The sequence below is a fragment of the Rhodococcus sp. NPDC059968 genome (assembly GCF_042738615.1).
GTDB lineage: Bacteria > Actinomycetota > Actinomycetes > Mycobacteriales > Mycobacteriaceae > Rhodococcus_F.
In genome coordinates this window covers 52,638-69,336 of sequence record NZ_JBHWUE010000038.1, presented here as the reverse complement: position 1 = coordinate 69,336, position 16,699 = coordinate 52,638, and the positions used below count along the sequence as shown (strand labels likewise).

19 protein-coding genes are annotated in these 16,699 nt (G+C 67.0%); 1 reads left to right on the top strand and 18 read right to left on the bottom strand.

Translation table 11 applies throughout. From position 1 onward, the window contains the following. Nucleotides 1-5: 5 nt before the first annotated feature. On the bottom strand, nucleotides 6-443 hold the full coding sequence (locus ACFWAY_RS27290; RefSeq protein WP_378453545.1) for an OsmC family protein: 438 nt from the start codon (nucleotides 441-443) through the stop codon (nucleotides 6-8). A 40-nt stretch (nucleotides 444-483) separates the two neighbouring features. Then, on the bottom strand, nucleotides 484-1,434 hold the full coding sequence (locus ACFWAY_RS27285) for a helix-turn-helix transcriptional regulator (RefSeq protein WP_378512852.1): 951 nt from the start codon (nucleotides 1,432-1,434) through the stop codon (nucleotides 484-486). Nucleotides 1,435-1,471: 37 nt separating this feature from the next. Here ACFWAY_RS27285 and ACFWAY_RS27280 point away from each other — a divergent pair, with 37 nt between their 5' ends. Continuing rightward, nucleotides 1,472-2,080, top strand: a complete 609-nt coding sequence (locus ACFWAY_RS27280; protein ID WP_378453547.1) for a TIGR03086 family metal-binding protein — start codon at nucleotides 1,472-1,474, stop codon at nucleotides 2,078-2,080. A 67-nt stretch (nucleotides 2,081-2,147) separates the two neighbouring features. On the opposite strand, the gene ACFWAY_RS27275 is transcribed toward ACFWAY_RS27280, so the two are convergent. The 16 genes from ACFWAY_RS27275 to folE form a co-directional block, all read right to left on the bottom strand. Next, a complete protein-coding gene (locus ACFWAY_RS27275) occupies nucleotides 2,148-4,685 on the bottom strand; it encodes an ATP-dependent Clp protease ATP-binding subunit (protein ID WP_378453548.1) in 2,538 nt (845 codons plus the stop codon). 612 nt (nucleotides 4,686-5,297) lie between these two features. Further along, a complete protein-coding gene (locus tag ACFWAY_RS27270; RefSeq protein ID WP_378512851.1) occupies nucleotides 5,298-6,233 on the bottom strand; it encodes an esterase/lipase family protein in 936 nt (311 codons plus the stop codon). Nucleotides 6,234-6,333: 100 nt separating this feature from the next. Beyond that, complete coding sequence (locus tag ACFWAY_RS27265; RefSeq protein ID WP_378453550.1) at nucleotides 6,334-6,684, bottom strand: Lsr2 family protein; 351 nt, start codon at nucleotides 6,682-6,684, stop codon at nucleotides 6,334-6,336. Between the two features lie 138 nt (nucleotides 6,685-6,822). Beyond that, complete coding sequence (gene lysS / locus ACFWAY_RS27260; protein WP_378512850.1) at nucleotides 6,823-8,334, bottom strand: lysine--tRNA ligase; 1,512 nt, start codon at nucleotides 8,332-8,334, stop codon at nucleotides 6,823-6,825. 114 nt (nucleotides 8,335-8,448) lie between these two features. Then, the gene (locus ACFWAY_RS27255) at nucleotides 8,449-8,871 is read right to left on the bottom strand and encodes a rhodanese-like domain-containing protein (RefSeq protein ID WP_005244960.1); all 423 of its coding nucleotides are present in this window, start codon (nucleotides 8,869-8,871) and stop codon (nucleotides 8,449-8,451) included. Next, nucleotides 8,868-9,401: a cysteine dioxygenase gene (locus ACFWAY_RS27250; protein ID WP_378439656.1), complete on the bottom strand. Its 534-nt coding sequence runs from the start codon at nucleotides 9,399-9,401 to the stop codon at nucleotides 8,868-8,870. Before ACFWAY_RS27250 ends, ACFWAY_RS27255 begins: the two co-directional genes overlap by 4 nt. Before the next feature lie 122 nt (nucleotides 9,402-9,523). Next, nucleotides 9,524-10,339, bottom strand: coding sequence for a type III pantothenate kinase (locus ACFWAY_RS27245; protein WP_011596827.1), 816 nt, complete (start codon nucleotides 10,337-10,339; stop codon nucleotides 9,524-9,526). 3 nt (nucleotides 10,340-10,342) lie between these two features. Further along, nucleotides 10,343-10,789 (bottom strand): aspartate 1-decarboxylase, encoded by a 447-nt coding sequence (gene panD, locus ACFWAY_RS27240; protein WP_005262154.1) that lies wholly within the window; start codon nucleotides 10,787-10,789, stop codon nucleotides 10,343-10,345. Nucleotides 10,790-10,807: 18 nt separating this feature from the next. Next, a complete protein-coding gene (gene panC / locus ACFWAY_RS27235; RefSeq protein ID WP_378512849.1) occupies nucleotides 10,808-11,746 on the bottom strand; it encodes a pantoate--beta-alanine ligase in 939 nt (312 codons plus the stop codon). 5 nt (nucleotides 11,747-11,751) lie between these two features. Next, entirely contained in the window at nucleotides 11,752-12,678 is a 927-nt protein-coding gene (locus ACFWAY_RS27230; protein ID WP_378453555.1) for a Rossmann-like and DUF2520 domain-containing protein, read from the bottom strand. A gap of 147 nt (nucleotides 12,679-12,825) precedes the next feature. Continuing rightward, nucleotides 12,826-13,764, bottom strand: coding sequence for a DUF6779 domain-containing protein (locus ACFWAY_RS27225; protein ID WP_378512848.1), 939 nt, complete (start codon nucleotides 13,762-13,764; stop codon nucleotides 12,826-12,828). Between the two features lie 68 nt (nucleotides 13,765-13,832). Then, nucleotides 13,833-14,300, bottom strand: a complete 468-nt coding sequence (locus tag ACFWAY_RS27220) for a DUF3180 domain-containing protein (RefSeq protein ID WP_378453557.1) — start codon at nucleotides 14,298-14,300, stop codon at nucleotides 13,833-13,835. Nucleotides 14,301-14,320: 20 nt separating this feature from the next. Further along, nucleotides 14,321-14,833: a 2-amino-4-hydroxy-6-hydroxymethyldihydropteridine diphosphokinase gene (gene folK / locus ACFWAY_RS27215; RefSeq protein WP_378512847.1), complete on the bottom strand. Its 513-nt coding sequence runs from the start codon at nucleotides 14,831-14,833 to the stop codon at nucleotides 14,321-14,323. Further along, nucleotides 14,830-15,192, bottom strand: a complete 363-nt coding sequence (folB, locus tag ACFWAY_RS27210) for a dihydroneopterin aldolase (protein ID WP_378453559.1) — start codon at nucleotides 15,190-15,192, stop codon at nucleotides 14,830-14,832. The genes folK and folB overlap by 4 nt, the downstream gene beginning before the upstream one ends. Continuing rightward, a complete protein-coding gene (gene folP, locus ACFWAY_RS27205) occupies nucleotides 15,185-16,042 on the bottom strand; it encodes a dihydropteroate synthase (protein ID WP_378453560.1) in 858 nt (285 codons plus the stop codon). The genes folB and folP overlap by 8 nt, the downstream gene beginning before the upstream one ends. Next, on the bottom strand, nucleotides 16,039-16,656 hold the full coding sequence (folE, locus tag ACFWAY_RS27200; RefSeq protein WP_378453561.1) for a GTP cyclohydrolase I FolE: 618 nt from the start codon (nucleotides 16,654-16,656) through the stop codon (nucleotides 16,039-16,041). The genes folP and folE overlap by 4 nt, the downstream gene beginning before the upstream one ends. Between the last annotated feature and the right edge of the window lie 43 nt (nucleotides 16,657-16,699).

The window sequence follows — 16,699 nt, the reverse complement described above, 5'->3', positions numbered from 1 at the left end:
TGGACTCAGGACTCGAGTGCCGCGTCCAGCGTGATCTCGACTCCGGTGAGTGCCTTGCTCACCGGGCACGACTCCTTGGCGGCCTGAGCGGCCTTCGCGAACCCGTCGGCGTCGAGACCCTCTACCTCACCGCGGACCGTCAGCTTGATGCCGGTGAGCTTGAAACCCGGGTTGTCCGGTCCGAGTGAGACATCCGCCCTCACCTCGAGGCTCTGCGGGGTGCCGCCTGCCTCCGCGATGAGTGCGGACAGCTGCATCGCATAGCAGGAGGAATGCGCCGCGGCGATCAGCTCCTCCGGGCTGGTGGTTCCACCAGCCTCCTCGGCCGCCCGCTTGGGGAACGAGACGTCGAAGGTCGCGACACCGGAACTGGTGAGTTCCACCTGGCCGCTTCCCTGTTCTAGCGATCCGTTCCAAGCGGTCCGTGCGGTACGTGTCGGCATGCCACATCCTCTCGTGGTTCTTCGGGTTGACGTCTCGAACCTACTCGTACCGGGCGGACATGCGCACCGCCCGGGAACGCAGGGCGGCCCGCAGATCATCCGGTGCCAGCACTTCCGCGTCCTCGCCGAATGCCCACAGAACCCCGCTCGCGTGGGAGTCGTCGCCGAATACCATTTCCAGGCGGACCCGGTCGTCGTCGGCCGACTGCTCGGACCGGACGGCGTAGGCGCGCTCCACCAGGTCGTCGCGGCGCTCACGGCGCACGAGAACGTCGGCGACCACTGGTGTCCCGCGCGCCCGGAACGTCGAGCGGCGACGCTCCCAGATCGCGGCGAGGTCGATGTCGGCCGATCGCTGCGCCGGCTCGTCGAGTTCGCGGACGTCCTCGATTCGCTCGAGCCGGTACGTCCGGTCGCGGCCGGAGTCCGTCGCGACCAGATACCACCGTCCCGCCGCATGGATGAGGCCCTGCGGGTCGATGACGCGCCACACCGCATCGTTGCCCCGCGACGGGTAGAGGATGCTCAGCCGCCGGCCCACGAACACCGCCTGCTGGATCAGCCCGAGATGATCGTCGACCGGTTCCGGATCGGTCAGCCACGATCCCTGGGTGACGAACACCCGCTCCGCCACCTTCGTCGCCGCCGCCCGGTGCGCGTCCGGCATCGCCGCCACCACCTTGCGCATCGCCGACGCGAACGCCGGTGCCATGCCCAGCGATTCCGATGTCATCGCCGACCCGGCCGCCAGCAGGGCCTTGGCCTCGTCGACGGTCAGGCCCGTGAGGTCGGTGGTGAACCCCGGGAGCAGTTCGAAGCCGCCGGCCCGGCCGCGCTCCGCGTAGACGGGTATCCCCGCCGTCGACAATGCGTCGATGTCCCGCAGCACCGTGCGGGGTGACACCTCGAGTTCGCGGGCCAGCTCCGACGCCGACATGCGGCCGCGGTTACGGAGCAGGAGTACGAGTGAGAGCAGGCGGTCGGCGCGCATGGGGAAAGTCTGGCAGAAATACATGACAGGAGATGTCATGTATCGCGGCGATAGTTGCCTCATGACAAACAACACGACAGATCCCCGACCCCTCTACCGCGAAGCCCTCACCTGGACCACCGGCCTCATCGAGAAGGTCCGCGAGGACCAGCTGACGGCGTCCACTCCCTGCGTCGACTTCGACGTCCGCACCCTGCTCGGCCACCTGGTCGCCACCGTGGAGCGTGCCCGCGTGATCGGTGAGGGCGGCGACCCGGGCACCGTTCCGCTCGTCGTCACCGACATCCCCGACGACGGCTACGCCGACGCCTACCGGTCCGCCACCGACCGCATGTGGCCCGTCTGGGCCGACGACAGCCGGCTCGACGCGACGGTGACCGCACCGTGGGGCACCGTCCCCGGCAGCGCCGCGATCTGGGGGTACATCAACGAGACGCTCGTGCACGGCTGGGACCTGGCAGTCGCCACGGGCCAACCCTCCGAAACCCGCCCGGAACTCGCCGAGGCCATGCTCGCCGTCGCACGGCACGCGATCCCGGCGGAGACGCGCGGCGGGCACGTGCCCTTTGCGGACGTGGTCGAGCCGCACCCCACCGCCGGTCCCACCGAGCGCCTCGCCAACTGGTCGGGACGCAAGAGCATCTGACCCCGCACACACGAACGGGCCGCCGGTGGAAAACCACCGGCGGCCCGTTCGTTCGCCTTCTGCCTGTTTACTCCGAGTCGGCTGCGCCGGACTTGGCCAGGTCGACCGGAACCTCGTCGGGGACCGTGACCGGCTTCGCCTCGCCGCGGAACGTGAACTTCGCGTCCTCGCCCGCGCCTTCGCCGTCCCAGTTCTCGACGTCGACGTACACGATCTGACCGGGGCCGACCTCGCCGAAGAGGATCTTCTCCGACAGCTGGTCCTCGATCTCGCGCTGGATGGTGCGACGCAGCGGCCGCGCACCCAGGACCGGATCGAAGCCACGCTTGGCCAGCAGCGACTTGGCCTTGTCGGTGACCTCCATCGTCATGTCCTTGTTCTTCAAGGCCACCTCGACACGTGCCACCATCAGGTCCACCATCTGAACGATCTGCTCGGTGGTGAGCTGGTGGAACACGACGATGTCGTCGATGCGGTTGAGGAACTCGGGACGGAAGTGCTTCTTCAGCTCGTCGTGGACCTTGAGCTTCATCCGCTCGTAGTTCGACTCGTCGCCCTTACCGGACGTGAAGCCGAGCCCCACGGCCTTGGAGATGTCCGAGGTACCGAGGTTCGAGGTGAAGATGAGCACCGTGTTCTTGAAGTCCACGGTCCGGCCCTGACCGTCGGTGAGACGACCGTCTTCGAGCACCTGCAGGAGGGTGTTGTAGATCTCCTGGTGTGCCTTCTCGATCTCGTCGAACAGCACCACGCTGAACGGCTTGCGGCGCACCTTCTCGGTCAGCTGTCCGCCCTCTTCGTAGCCGACGTAGCCGGGAGGGGCACCGAACAGCCGCGACGCGGTGAAGCGGTCGTGGAACTCACCCATGTCGATCTGGATGAGAGCGTCGTCCTCACCGAACAGGAAGTTGGCGAGCGACTTGGCCAGCTCGGTCTTACCGACACCGGACGGGCCGGCGAAGATGAACGAACCGGACGGACGCTTCGGGTCCTTCAGGCCGGCACGGGTACGACGGATGGCCTTGGCGACAGCCTTGACCGCGTCTTCCTGACCGATGATCCGCTTGTGCAGCTCGTCCTCCATGCGGAGCAGACGGGTGGTCTCCTCCTCGGTGAGCTTGAACACGGGGATGCCGGTCCAGTTACCCAGGACCTCGGCGATCTGCTCGTCGTCGACCTCGGCGATGACGTCCAGGTCACCGGAACGCCACTGCTTCTCCCGCTCCGCGCGCTGAGCGACGAGGGTCTTCTCCTTGTCGCGCAGGTTCGCGGCCTTCTCGAAGTCCTGCGCGTCGATCGCGGACTCCTTCTCACGGCGGGCATCGGCGATCTTGTCGTCGAACTCGCGGAGGTCCGGCGGTGCGGTCATCCGGCGGATGCGCATCCGGGCTCCGGCCTCGTCGATGAGGTCGATGGCCTTGTCCGGCAGGAAGCGGTCGTTGATGTAGCGATCGGCCAGGGTGGCCGCGGCGACGAGTGCACCGTCCGTGATGGACACGCGATGGTGCGCCTCGTAACGGTCGCGAAGACCCTTCAGGATCTCGATGGTGTGCTCCACCGTCGGCTCGCCGACCTGCACCGGCTGGAAGCGGCGCTCGAGTGCGGCGTCCTTCTCGATGTACTTGCGGTACTCGTCGAGGGTGGTGGCACCGATGGTCTGCAGCTCACCGCGGGCGAGCTTCGGCTTGAGGATCGAGGCCGCGTCGATGGCGCCCTCGGCCGCGCCGGCACCCACGAGGGTGTGCAGCTCGTCGATGAACAGGATGATGTCGCCGCGGGTGTTGATCTCTTTGAGGACCTTCTTCAGGCGCTCTTCGAAGTCACCGCGGTAGCGGCTGCCGGCCACGAGCGACCCGAGGTCGAGCGTGTACAGCTGCTTGTCCTTGAGCGTCTCGGGGACCTCGCCGTTGACGATGGCCTGAGCGAGACCCTCGACGACGGCGGTCTTACCGACACCGGGCTCGCCGATCAGCACCGGGTTGTTCTTGGTACGGCGCGACAGCACCTGCATGACGCGCTCGATTTCCTTCGAGCGGCCGATGACGGGGTCGAGCTTGCCTTCGAGGGCGGCCTGGGTGAGGTTACGACCGAACTGGTCGAGCACCAGCGACGTGGACGGGGTGCCCGCCTCGCCGCGAGTGCCGCCGGCCTCGGCCGGCTCCTTGCCCTGGTAGCCGGAGAGCAGCTGGATGACCTGCTGACGCACCCGGTTGAGGTCGGCACCGAGCTTGACCAGCACCTGCGCTGCGACGCCTTCACCCTCGCGGATGAGGCCGAGCAGGATGTGCTCCGTACCGATGTAGTTGTGTCCGAGCTGCAGTGCCTCGCGCAGGCTGAGCTCCAGGACTTTTTTGGCACGCGGGGTGAAGGGGATGTGGCCGGACGGGGCCTGCTGGCCCTGGCCGATGATCTCCTCGACCTGGCTGCGCACTCCTTCGAGGGAGATGCCCAACGACTCCAGCGACTTGGCAGCGACACCTTCGCCCTCGTGAATGAGGCCGAGCAGGATGTGCTCCGTACCGATGTAGTTGTGGTTGAGCATCCTGGCTTCTTCTTGAGCCAGGACAACAACGCGCCGTGCGCGATCGGTGAACCTCTCGAACATCGCTCTCCCTCACACTTTCCGACGTGCAGTCACGAGACCGGGTGTCTCGTCCCTGTTCGCCGCGTTTCGCTCCGGCACTACAAGCAGATCGCCAGCGCCTGCTCCGAGGGCAGAAGCCCCGAACCGACGAACGTTCCACGACCCCAGCTATTACTCTAGTTGGCTGCCGATCGACCTGCTGCCCCTCCACCCCTTTAGATGGAAGAGCAGGCCTGCTTACCCGTATTTAACGCCCCAGCTCCGGCAATCGTTTCCCCTTCGCTGTACGCCTGGAGCGAACAGGTCCCGCGATGCCGATGTGGACCACCATTTCGTGCCGCTGGGACTGGCTCGAATGGACACTTCTTTCCAGTTGTTCGCCATCCAGACGTTCCTGGACGGGACCCTGCGGGCACGTCGCGACGGTGGTTTCGCAGAAATGCGACAACCGCTTGCCCGCGAAGTTCGCGACCCGCTCCCCGAAGGAAGCGAGACCTGCGTGTCCGGACAGGGTATGTCGATGAGCTGTGAGTTCGCCACCCATAAGTTTCCGCCGGCGTCGGTGGCGATACCCAGCGGGTTGCTCAGGCCACCCCCGGTAACCGGCCGCGCAGCGACGCCTGTCGGGCAGGGCTACCCCGCAACCGGGGCGACGAAACGGCACGGCACGTCCCGCGGATGGTCGGGATCGAGCGCGTTCAGCACGAATCCGGCGGCCCGTGCCGAACCGGCGACCGCGACGTGGTCGGAGTAGTCCTGCTCGCAACCGTCCTGGACGACGATGTTCGTGGTGTTCGGGCCCGGCTCGATGCCGCTGGTGTACGGGACGACCAATTCGTCGTAGCGGGTGGCGATGTTCGTGTACTCGATGCCGGGGACGTAGACCCCGTCCGCCCGCATGCGGTCGATGAACGCGGACCCCTGGAGCATCTCGGGGCAGGCCCCGCAGACGGGGAAACCTGCCGCCACCTCGTCGTCGATGCCGAGCGACCGCATGAATCGCCCGACGCTGATCTGATCGTTGCCGTACGTACCGTGCCACGGCGGTGCCAGCGACACGACCTTCGAGACCTTGTCGGCTCCGCCGAAGAACTTCACGTAGTTGTTCGCCTGGAGAGTGCCCTGGGAATGTCCCACCAGGTCGACTTTCGAGGCCCCCGTGCTCGACAGCACCTGGTCGACGAATGCGGCGATCTGAGCGGTGCCGGTGTCGATGGGTGTCATCCCGCCGATCGCATCGAGCGGCCACGGCAGTTCGGGGAAGTTGCCGTAGGTGAGGGAGTACACGCAGTAGCCCTCGTTGGCGAGGAGCGGTGCGTACACCGCCCAGTTGGTCTGGCGTGCTCCTCCCGTGCCGTGGACGAGGACCACCGGTTCGGGATGTGCGTAACTCGGCCGGCAGGACCAGTCGTTCGAACCCGGGGCCGAACTGCCCGGATTTCCCAATTCGAGGGGCACGCCGGCGAGGAACGAATCCGGCACCGGATAGGTCGGCGCTGCGGACGCCACCCCGGCCCACATCACGAACGCCAGGAACAGAATCCCTGAAACGGCCACGCAGCGACGCACAGCTACCCCCCGGACTTCCCGATTAACGGATCAGTGCGGGACGGTAACAGTCCAGGTCACCTCGCGGAGCGAATCAGCGAATTCTGTTCCCAGCTAACTTTCAGTTCGCCTTGTTGTAGGCCTCGATAATTTCCGCGGAGATACGTCCGCGCGCAGAAACCTTTTTGTTGTTCTTGCGCGCCCATTCACGGATAGCGGCGCTCTGTTCCCGATCGACCGAAACCCGGGACTTGGTGGCAGCCGGGGCCGCCACGGCCTTGCCGCGCTTGCGCGAGCTCACCTTGCGCGCGTGGGAAACCCACACGTCGAGCTGCTCGCGCAATTTCGCCGCATTATCCGAGGAAAGGTCGATCTCGTACTGAACACCGTCGAGTCCGAACTCGACCGTCTCGTCGGCAGACGCCTCTTGATCGACATCGTCGATCAGGGTGACAGTGACCTTCTTAGCCATGGGATGACATTCCTCTCGAATGAAGCGACGTCTCATCGTCAACGTGAGCTACGACCCGGAGGTAACCATACCCCTGTTCTTCCGATTCGGAATACGAGGAATGGATCGAATTTATCCGCCCGAATTCACCCTGGTGAATCAGCGAGAAGAAGGCCGAACAATGGGAAAGAGGATTGTTTCGCGGATTCCCAATCCCGTCAAAGCCATGAGCAGACGGTCGATTCCCATTCCGGTGCCGGTGGTCGGCGGCATTCCCTGCTCCATTGCGGCGAGGAATTCTTCGTCGAGGGCCATCGCCTCGTCGTCGCCGGCCGACGCGAGACGCGCCTGGTCGACGAACCGCTCACGCTGGATGACCGGATCGACCAATTCCGAATAGCCCGTGGCCAACTCGAACCCGCGGATGTAGAGGTCCCACTTCTCGGTCACCCCGGCCTTGCTGCGGTGGTCACGAGTCAGTGGCGACGTCTCGACCGGGAAGTCACGGACGAACGTCGGCTCGAACAACTGGTCGCCGCACTGGTGCTCCCACAGTTCCTCGACGAGCTTTCCGTGCCCGTAACCCTTGTCCTTGGGGACCTCCAGGCCCACCTTCTCGGCGAGCGCCAGCAATTCCTCGACGGTGGTGTCCGGAGAAACCTCGACACCGATCGCCTGCGACAGCGACGGGTACATCTCGAGGGTGTTCCATTCACCGCTGAGGTCGTATTCGGTGCCGTCGGCGAGAGTGACGACCTGCGAACCGAAAGCGGTCTGCGCCACTTCCTGCACGAGTTCGCGGATCATGACAGCGGAATCGTCGTACGTGCCGTACGCCTCGTACGTCTCGAGCATCGCGAATTCCGGCGAATGCGTCGAGTCGACACCCTCGTTGCGGAAATTCCGGTTGATCTCGAAGACCTTCTCGATACCGCCGACGACGCACCGCTTGAGGAACAGTTCGGGAGCGATACGGAGATAGAGGTCGATATCGAGGGCATTGGAATGCGTGATGAACGGGCGGGCCGCCGCGCCACCCGCCACCGTCTGCAGCATCGGCGTCTCGACCTCGAGGAACCCGCGACGCTCGAGCGCGTTCCGGAGCTCACGGACGACAGCCACCCGCTTACGCGCGTTCTCCCGCGCCTCGGGGCGCACGATCAGATCGGCGTAGCGCTGCCGGACCCGGGACTCCTCGTTCATCTCCTTGTGCGCAACCGGGAGGGGCCGGAGCGACTTGGACGCGATCTGCCACGAATCGGCCATCACGCTCAGCTCACCGCGACGGGAGCTGATCACCTCACCGTGCACGTACACGAAGTCACCGAGGTCGACATCGGCCTTCCACGAGGCGAGAGCGTCCTCGCCGACAGCGGCGAGACTGATCATCGCCTGCAGCTGGGTGCCGTCGCCTTCCTGCAGCGTCGCGAAACACAACTTGCCAGTGTTGCGCACGAAGATCACCCGGCCGGCGACACCGACCTGGTCACCGGTGGTCGTGTCGGGCTCGAGTTCCGGGTACTTGGCCCGGATCTCCGCCAGCGAGTGGGTGCGCGCCACCGACACCGGGTACGCCTCGCGTCCCTCCGCGAGGATGCGCTCACGCTTCTCCTGGCGGATCCGAAGCTGCTCGGGGGTGTCGTCGACTGGCTGGGCTGCTACTTCACTCACGGGTCACCAGCCTAATCGACGGCCGGGCGTGCCCCTATTTCAGAGGTCAGCGTCAACCCGACGGCTCGCCGTCAGCGTCAACCCGACGGCTCGCCGTCAGCGTCAAGCCGAACATCAGTGAGCCGAGACGGTGGCCAGCTCCCGCACGCAGTGCTGCGTGGCGATGAGCGAGCCCAGCAACCCCGCAGCCTTGATCGCCTTGTACCCGCCGACGAGATCGGTCGCCTTGTGCAGACCCAGCTGCTGCAGCGCCGCAGCGGCGAGACTCGACGTGTAGCCCTCGGAGCAGACGATGATCCACTCGACGTCGTGGTCCACTGCCAGCGCCAGGTGCGCCGAGCTGGTGGGATCGCAACGCCACTCGAGGACGTTGCGTTCGATGGCGAGCGCGCCGGGCAGCGTTCCCTCGATCGCCCGCTGCGCCTGCGGGCGGATGTCCACGACGATCGCGCCGCGCGCCACTGCCTCGGGCAGCTCGAATGCGTACATGCGGTCGATCTGGGTACGGGCCTCTTCGAGCATCTGGTCGATGTTCACTTCGAACCACCCTCGGGGAGATCGGTGAGCTCGGTCCGGGTACGGCGCAGCGTGCCGTGGTCGGTGACCTCGTAATAGGACATGGCCGATAGCGGCGGCGAGTAGGCGTGCACGCTCAGCGTCGGCGTCACCACCTCCGCCCCGGGTGCATCCGGCGCCCGCACGACGTCGTGGACCCAGCCGAGCGGGAACGAGGCCTGATCGCCGGCGTCGAGAATGCGGTGACGCAGTCGGTCACCCGCCCAACGGAACTCGGACAACGCCCCACTGAGAACGGTGAGCGCTCCGAAAGAACCTGCGTGGTCGTGCAATTCGGTGTTCCGGTCGGGAACCCAGCTGATCAGCCAGACGTCGACGTCGTCGTCCGAGTAGAGCCGGGTCGACCAGCGCTCGTCGGTGGGCCAGCTCTGCGGGAGCAGGACGTCGTGGCGGCCGTCGAGGACCTCGGAAGCACCCTGATCGGTGATGCGCAGCAGGTCAGCCGGGCGAAGACGGGTGGGTACAGATGCAGAAGAATACGTTGCGAGCACGAGAGAGACTCCCAGAAGTGTGAATTGGTCAAGGCAGCGTTCAGCCTCGACAACACTCCTGAGCACTCGTGCAGAGATTCACGGGGACCATTCTGACATAACTTCCGCGAAGAGGGAACCCGTCACTCGAGCGGGCTGCGACGCGCACCCCGCCGAGCCTGATTCCGCTCGTAGACCAGGCGCAGCCCTTCGAGCGTGAGGTCCGGTTCGTGCTCGTCGACCGTCTCCGTCTCGGGCATGATCAGCGGCGCGCGGTCACCGGTCGCGATCACCACGACGTCGGAACCGGAGAAGGCGGGCAGTTCCTTGCGTACGCGGCGGACCAGCCCGTCGACGAGCCCGGCGAAACCGAACACCGCACCGGACTGCATGCATTCGACGGTGTTCTTGCCGACGACGGAGCGGGGCCGCACCAGTTCGACCTTGCGCAGCGCCGCCGACTGCGACGCGAGTGCGTCCGAGGAGATCTCGAGGCCGGGCGCGATGGCGCCGCCGAGAAACTCGCCCTTGGCGGACACGACGTCGACGCACGTGGACGTCCCGAAGTCGACCACGATGCACGGTGCGTCGTAGAGGTGATGCGCCGCAAGACTGTTCACGATCCGGTCGGCGCCCACCTCCTTGGGGTTGTCGACGAGCAGCGGAACACCGGTTCGCACCCCGGGTTCCACCAGCACGTGCGGGACGTGTCCCCAGTACCGTGTCAGCATCACGCGGATCTCCCGCAGCACCGACGGCACCGTCGACAGCGCGGACACACCGGTGATCTGATCGGTGTGCGCGCCGAGGAGCCCACGGAAGATGAGGGCCAGCTCGTCGGCCGTCATCCTCGCGTCGGTGCGCATCCGCCAGTCCTGCACCAACTTCGAGTGTTCACCGGAACCGGTGAACAGTCCGAGAACGATGTTCGTGTTCCGGACGTCGACGGTGAGGAGCATGGGTTACACCAAACTGGATTCGCGCTCGGCGTCGAGCGTCGACAGCATGCGCGGGGTGATGAGACCGGAGCCCTCGGGCGCGTGCGCCGGGTCGGCGCCGAGCTCGATCGGCGAGTTGGCGGCGTCGACGAACACGACGCGCGGCTCGTAGTCGCGCACCTCCTGCTCGTTCATGACGCCGTAGGCGATGAGGATGACGAGGTCGCCGGGCTTGACCAGATGCGCTGCCGCACCGTTGATCCCGATGACGCCACTTCCCCGCTCGCCGGCGATCACATAGGTTTCGAGCCGCGCGCCGTTGTCGATGTCGACGATGCACACCTGCTCGCCCTCGAGAAGGTCGGCGGCGTCCATCAGATCCTGGTCGACCGTCACCGAGCCCACGTAGTGCAGGTCGGCGTGTGTGACGGTGGCGCGATGGATCTTCGACTTCATCATGGTGCGAAACATGTTCCGGTCCTTACTCTTCTAGCGGGAAAGAAGTTCGTCTGCGGCCGACGCGTCCGACTGTGGTTCGGCGTCGCGTTCGAGGAAACCGGTGCCGACGGCGACACCGACGTTGTCGATCAAGCGGGTGGTCCCGACCTTGGCGGCGACGAGCAGCCGGCCGTCGCCTCGATCGGGGGCGGGGCCGAGATCGACGCCCCGCACTTCGAGGTAGTCGACCTCCACCTCCGGGACGGACGCCAGCACCTCGCGAGCGGTGGCGAGGATCGCCCCGGCGCCACCGGCCGCGGCGTGGGCGCCGGCGATCAGGGCCGCCGACAATGCCGTCGCCGCGTTGCGCTGCGCCTCGTCGAGGTAGCGGTTGCGCGAGGACAGTGCCAGTCCGTCGTGCTCACGCACCGTGGGCACGCCGAAGATCCGGACGTCGAAGTTCAGGTCGGTCACCATCTGCCGGATCAGCGTCAGCTGCTGGTAGTCCTTCTCGCCGAAGTACGCGACGTTCGGCGCGGCGATCTGGAGCAGCTTGGCGACGACGGTGAGCATGCCCGCGAAGTGCGTCGGCCTGGACGCGCCCTCCAGCTCGGCGCCCAGCGGTCCGGGATGGATCGTGGTCCGCGGTCCTGCCGGGTACATGGTGGCTGCAGTGGGCACGAACGCCAGCTCGACTCCGGCCTCGCGCAGCAGTTCGAGATCGGTGTCGAGGGTGCGCGGGTAGGCGTCGAGGTCTTCGCCGGCGCCGAACTGCAACGGGTTGACGAAGATCGAGACGATCACCACCGCGCCGGTGAGCTTCGCCTGCCGCACCAGCTCCAGGTGACCCGTGTGGAGGGCTCCCATCGTCGGCACGAGCGCGACCTGGCGGCCGACACCGCGCAGGGCCTTCGAGACCCGGGTCAGCACGCTCGGGTCGTGGTGCACGGTCAGCTCGCCGCGCTTGTATCCGCCCTGCAGATCGCTCACGGAACTCACCTCCGGTCTTCCAGGATTTCCAGCAGTTCAGGTGTCGCGCCGGCGCGTTGCGCCGACCGCAGAGACAGGGCGCGGTAGCCGGCCGCGATCCGCGGATCGACCTCTTCGAGTACCCGCAGATGCGTGGCGACCGCCTCCGAATCGCCCCGCGCAACCGGCCCGGTCAGCGCCGCCGGCCCGCGCCGCAGAGCGTTGTCGAGCGCCGCGGACAGCAGCGGCTGGAGAACTCGTTCGGCCAGGCCGTTCGGATCGTCGCCGATCAGCTCCTGGCCGAGCAGTTCCTGGCCTTCGAGGGCGACGCGCAGTGCGGCCACGGCGTCGACGACGAGCGTCACCAGGTGGTTGCTGCCGTGAGCGAGAGCGGCGTGGTACAGCGGTCGCATGTCCTCGCGGACCCGGACGGGCTCGCCGCCGATCTCGAGGACCAGCGACTGCGCGATCGCGTATCCGATGTCGTCGCCGGCGGTGATGCCGAAACAGGCGGATGCGAGACGGACGGTGTCCTCGTCGTGCCCGGTGAACGTCATCGCGGGGTGAATCGCGAGCGGAACGACGCCCTGCTCGGTGAGGGGGTCGAGGATCCCGATGCCGTTCGCACCGGACGTGTGGGCCACGATCGCGCGACTGGGCACCGCACGGGTGGAGGCCAGCCCGGCGATCAGCGACGGCAGTTCGGCGTCGGGGACGGCGAGAATGAGCAGTTCGGAGCGGGCCGCGACCTCTGCCACCGGCAGAATCTCGGTCTCGGGGAGCCGGGTGCGGGCCCGGTGACGTGACGCGTCGGAGACAGCCGAGCAGGCGACGACGACGTGACCTGCCCGCTCCAACGCGGCACCGATTGCTGTACCGACCCGGCCGGCGGAGACGATTCCTACCGTCAACCTCGCAGGCGCAGGGCCATTAGTGATCCCGAAAGAGGTCACCTTCGTCCTCTCGTTCGTTCCAGTCCCGCTCGGCGGGTACCAGACGTTCCAGGGTGAGGATAGCCCGGCGCGAACGCACCCCGCCATGCGCCGGCAGAGTGATATATGCCTCACACGATGCGGGTTGATCCTCGGGCGCGTCCGGCCTTATTCGGCCCGGCGACGCCTGCCTCCGGCGCTCTGGGCGGCCCCGGATGCCGACTGCATATTGGCCATGATCTCGGCGACGGACAACCCGTTCGAGTGCGCACCCGACGATTCGTCGTCCTCGGGCGCCCGTCGGCGGCCCCGCCGCGCTTCGGGCTCTGCCTCTGCCTCGGAGTCGGGCTCGGGCTCGGGCTCGGGTTCCGCGACAGGTTCCGGCTCGGGTGCCGGCGGGGTCTCGGCAACTTGCTCGGGCTCCGGTTCCGGCTCGACCTCGATCTCGGGTTCGATTCGGGCGGCGTCGACGGGCTCGACGATCGACGTCTCAGCGGTGACCGGATCGTCGTCCGGATTCGCGAACGATTGAGTCTGCTGGGCCGAACCGCTCTGATGCCCGGCTCCGGCGGCGTGTCCCGCACCCGGAATGTACAGGCCCGACGCAGCAGGCTGGTAGCTGCTGTACGACCCGCCTGCGAGTTCCTGCACACGCGTCGAATCCGCCCGCAGCGCGATCCGTTCGGTCGGCATCGCGCCGTCGAACAGGGCCTCGAGACTCTTGCGGAGCGACGAGAGTTCGGCACGCAACGCGGCGAGCTCTTCGGCGTCGGCGCGCACCTCGCTGCGCACCCGCTTCTCGACGGTGAGCTCGTATTCGCGGCGCGCCGAGATCTCCCGCTCCAGTTGCAACTCGTAGACGGTCTGCAGGTCGTTGACCTTCGCCTTGTCGAGCGCCGACTCGCGCCGGTACTTCGTCATGGCGATGGCGCCGACCGTGGCAGCCCACAGTGCGGCCACCAGGCCCACCCGAAGGAGTTGCACGCTGTCGCTGAAGATCAGGAAGAGGGACGCGATCACCGCGAGGGCGAGCAAGCCCGCAACGATCATCTGGCTCGCGCTGCGCTTGTTGCGGCGCGCAGACTTGAGGCGACCAGGATTCGTCATGGTGCCAGGGTACTTGGCCGCGAAGGGTCCGCCGCGCATCCATCGGACCTGCGGCGATCCCCTATGCCCTAATGCGCGGGCTCGTCCGAGGGGTCGTCGGGGGTGCGGCAGCAGTGTTCCAGCCACAGTGCCGCGCCGACGAGGGCAAGGGCGGCAACGAGACCCACCCACGCGCCGGGACTGTCCGACCCCGCGGCCCGGAGCACCGAACGCTGCGGAAGCAGGTACAGCAGGAAGCCACCCCACACCCCGGCGGTCGCGGCACCGACGAGCGCGGACGCCTTGGCGAGCGCCGCAACGCGGGCGGCGGTGATCGGGTGCAGCTGACGCGGTCCGTCGCCCACCTGATGGTTGCTGACCCGGGATCGCACCATGAACGCGAGCACGACCTCGATCAGCGCGACCGGATACAGCGACGCCCCGGCGTACACGGGAATCGGCGGAAACGAGCCGTAGAACACGCGGACCAGAATCCAGGTGGCGGCGACGGCGAGAGCTGCCAGGAACAGCAGATCCCAGATGCGGGTGGGTTTCATCGTGCCCGTCGGTTCCGGTTTCATCGCGGCCGCCGGTCCAGAACGAGCTGCGTCCGGTGCACACCGGCCCGTTCCTCGTCGTCCAGCAGTGGCAGCAGCGCGTCCACCCGGGTCGTCGTCCCGCCTACCGGCAACACGGCCTCGGGTTCGACGTCCAGCCACGGAATCAGCACGAAGGCGCGCTCGTGTGCCCTCGGGTGCGGCAACGTCAGTTCCGGGTCGTCGCTGCGGACGTCGTCGCACGTGACGACGTCGACGTCGAGCGTGCGCGGGCCCCACCGTTCGACCCGCATCCGGTCGGCGGCGGCCTCGAGTTCCTGCCCGCGCCGAAGCCAGCCGCAACCGTCGAGGGCGGGATCGTCGACGACGAGGACCGCGTTGAGGAAGTCCTGCTGCTCGACACCGCCCCACGGCGCCGTCGAATACACGGGAGAGACCGCCACGACCGCGTCACCCAGGCCGTCGAGAACGGACTGCAGATGGGCAAGACTGTCGCCGACATTCGACCCGATCGACAGCACTGCGCGACTCATGACCTCGACCTGTGCGCGACCACCGCGACGTCCGCGAACGTCAGCGGGATCGGCGCGGACGGCTTGTGCAACACCACCTCGGTGCTCCGGACGCGGGGATCGGTCATCACCCCGTCCGCGATCTCCGCGGCGACGGTCTCGATGAGGTCCCGTGAGGGTCCCGCGACGATCGCGGCTGCGCGCTCGGCCAGCCCGCCGTAGTCCAGGGTGTCGTCGAGGTCGTCCGATGCGGCGGCCGGGGCGAGGTCCATCCAGACGGTGATGTCGACGTAGAAGTCCTGACCGTCGCGCTTCTCGTGTTCGAAGACGCCGTGATTGCCACGAACCTTCAAGCCGCGCAACTCGATTCGGTCACTCACGTCCGGATGCACCCCTTGCCCAGGCCTCGGCGACCGCGATGGCGTCGAGGGAACCCTGCGCGTCGTGCACGCGCACTCCCCACGCTCCGTGGGTCGCGGCGAGTGCCGAGACGACGGCGGTGGCGATCTCCCGGCCGGCGGGCGGGCGCGGCTCACCGTCCGCATCCGCCAGCAGCGAACCCAGGAACCGCTTGCGGGAAGCGCCGATCAGGACGGGGAAGCCCAGCTCGTTGAACTCGGGCAGCGCCTTCAGCAAAGACCAGTTGTGGTCGGCGTTCTTCGCGAAACCGAGACCGGGATCCAGCACCAACGAACCCGGATCCACCCCCGCTTTCACGGCCAGGTCGACCTGGGTCATCAGTTCGTCCCGGACCTCACGGACCACGTCTTCATAGTGGTCTGCGGTGCCGCGGTGCACGTAGTCGTCGGCCGAACGCCAATGCATCAGGATCCACGGAACTCCGGCGTCCGCGACGACCGAGGCCATCGCGGCATCCGCACGGCCACCGGCAACGTCATTGATGATCGACGCACCCGCCTCGATCGCGGCCTCCGCGACCGACGCCCGCATCGTGTCGACGCTGACGCAGATGCCCTCGCCCACGAGATCCGCGATCACGGGTGCGACGCGACCGGCTTCGACGTCGGGATCGACCCGCGCCGCCCCCGGCCGGGTGGACTCACCGCCCACGTCGACGATGTCGACGCCGAGACGCTTCAGTTCGAGACCGCGCGCGAGCGCCGCGTCACGATCGAGGAAGCGTCCGCCGTCGGAGAAGGAATCGGTGGTGACGTTCAGGACGCCCATCACCACGGTTCGGCCTGGCGACGGCAGCTCGATCACGGTCACTTCCGCAGAATAAGGTCCAGAGCCTCGGAACGTGAGGCCGCGCTGGACTGGAGCAGACCACGCACCGCGGAGGTGGTGGTACTCGCACCAGGCTTGCGGATGCCCCGCATCGCCATGCACAGGTGCTCGGCCTCGATGATCACGATCGCACCGCGCGGGTCGAGCTTACGCATCACGGCGTCGGCGATCTGGCTGGTCAGACGCTCCTGGACCTGCGGACGCTTGGCGTACAGGTCGACCACACGCGCCAGCTTCGACAGCCCGGTCACCTTGCCCGTCTTACCGGGGATGTACCCGACGTGCGCGACCCCGTGGAACGACACGAGATGGTGCTCACACGTGGAGTACAGCGGAATGTCGCGAACGAGCACCAGCTCCTGATGCCCCTCGTCGAACGTCGTGTTCAGCACGGTGTCCGGGTCGGTGTACAGGCCCGCGAAGACCTCGCGGTACGACCGCGCCACGCGGGCGGGCGTATCCCGGAGTCCAGGGCGGTCCGGGTCTTCACCGATCGCGATCAGCAGTTCCCGCACCGCAGCTTCGGCACGCGGCTGATCGAACACCCGGCCTGTCTCGAGTGCCACGGGCTCACTACCGAGATGATTCACCGACAACCGAAACTCCTCCAGTACCGGGACCGATCGTCCCGAAGCAACA

Excerpts from the sequence above, each read along its gene's own strand:
- ACFWAY_RS27225 (WP_378512848.1), bottom strand. The coding sequence starts at position 13,764 with ATGACGAATCCTGGTCGCCTCAAGTCTGCGCGCCGCAACAAGCGCAGC.
- ACFWAY_RS27285 (WP_378512852.1), bottom strand. The coding sequence starts at position 1,434 with ATGCGCGCCGACCGCCTGCTCTCACTCGTACTCCTGCTCCGTAACCGC.
- ACFWAY_RS27280 (WP_378453547.1), top strand. The coding sequence starts at position 1,472 with ATGTATCGCGGCGATAGTTGCCTCATGACAAACAACACGACAGATCCC.
- ACFWAY_RS27265 (WP_378453550.1), bottom strand. The coding sequence starts at position 6,684 with ATGGCTAAGAAGGTCACTGTCACCCTGATCGACGATGTCGATCAAGAG.
- ACFWAY_RS27290 (WP_378453545.1), bottom strand. The coding sequence starts at position 443 with ATGCCGACACGTACCGCACGGACCGCTTGGAACGGATCGCTAGAACAG.
- ACFWAY_RS27245 (WP_011596827.1), bottom strand. The coding sequence starts at position 10,339 with ATGCTCCTCACCGTCGACGTCCGGAACACGAACATCGTTCTCGGACTG.
- folK (WP_378512847.1), bottom strand. The coding sequence starts at position 14,833 with ATGAGTCGCGCAGTGCTGTCGATCGGGTCGAATGTCGGCGACAGTCTT.
- ACFWAY_RS27275 (WP_378453548.1), bottom strand. The coding sequence starts at position 4,685 with ATGTTCGAGAGGTTCACCGATCGCGCACGGCGCGTTGTTGTCCTGGCT.
- panD (WP_005262154.1), bottom strand. The coding sequence starts at position 10,789 with ATGTTTCGCACCATGATGAAGTCGAAGATCCATCGCGCCACCGTCACA.
- ACFWAY_RS27220 (WP_378453557.1), bottom strand. The coding sequence starts at position 14,300 with ATGAAACCCACCCGCATCTGGGATCTGCTGTTCCTGGCAGCTCTCGCC.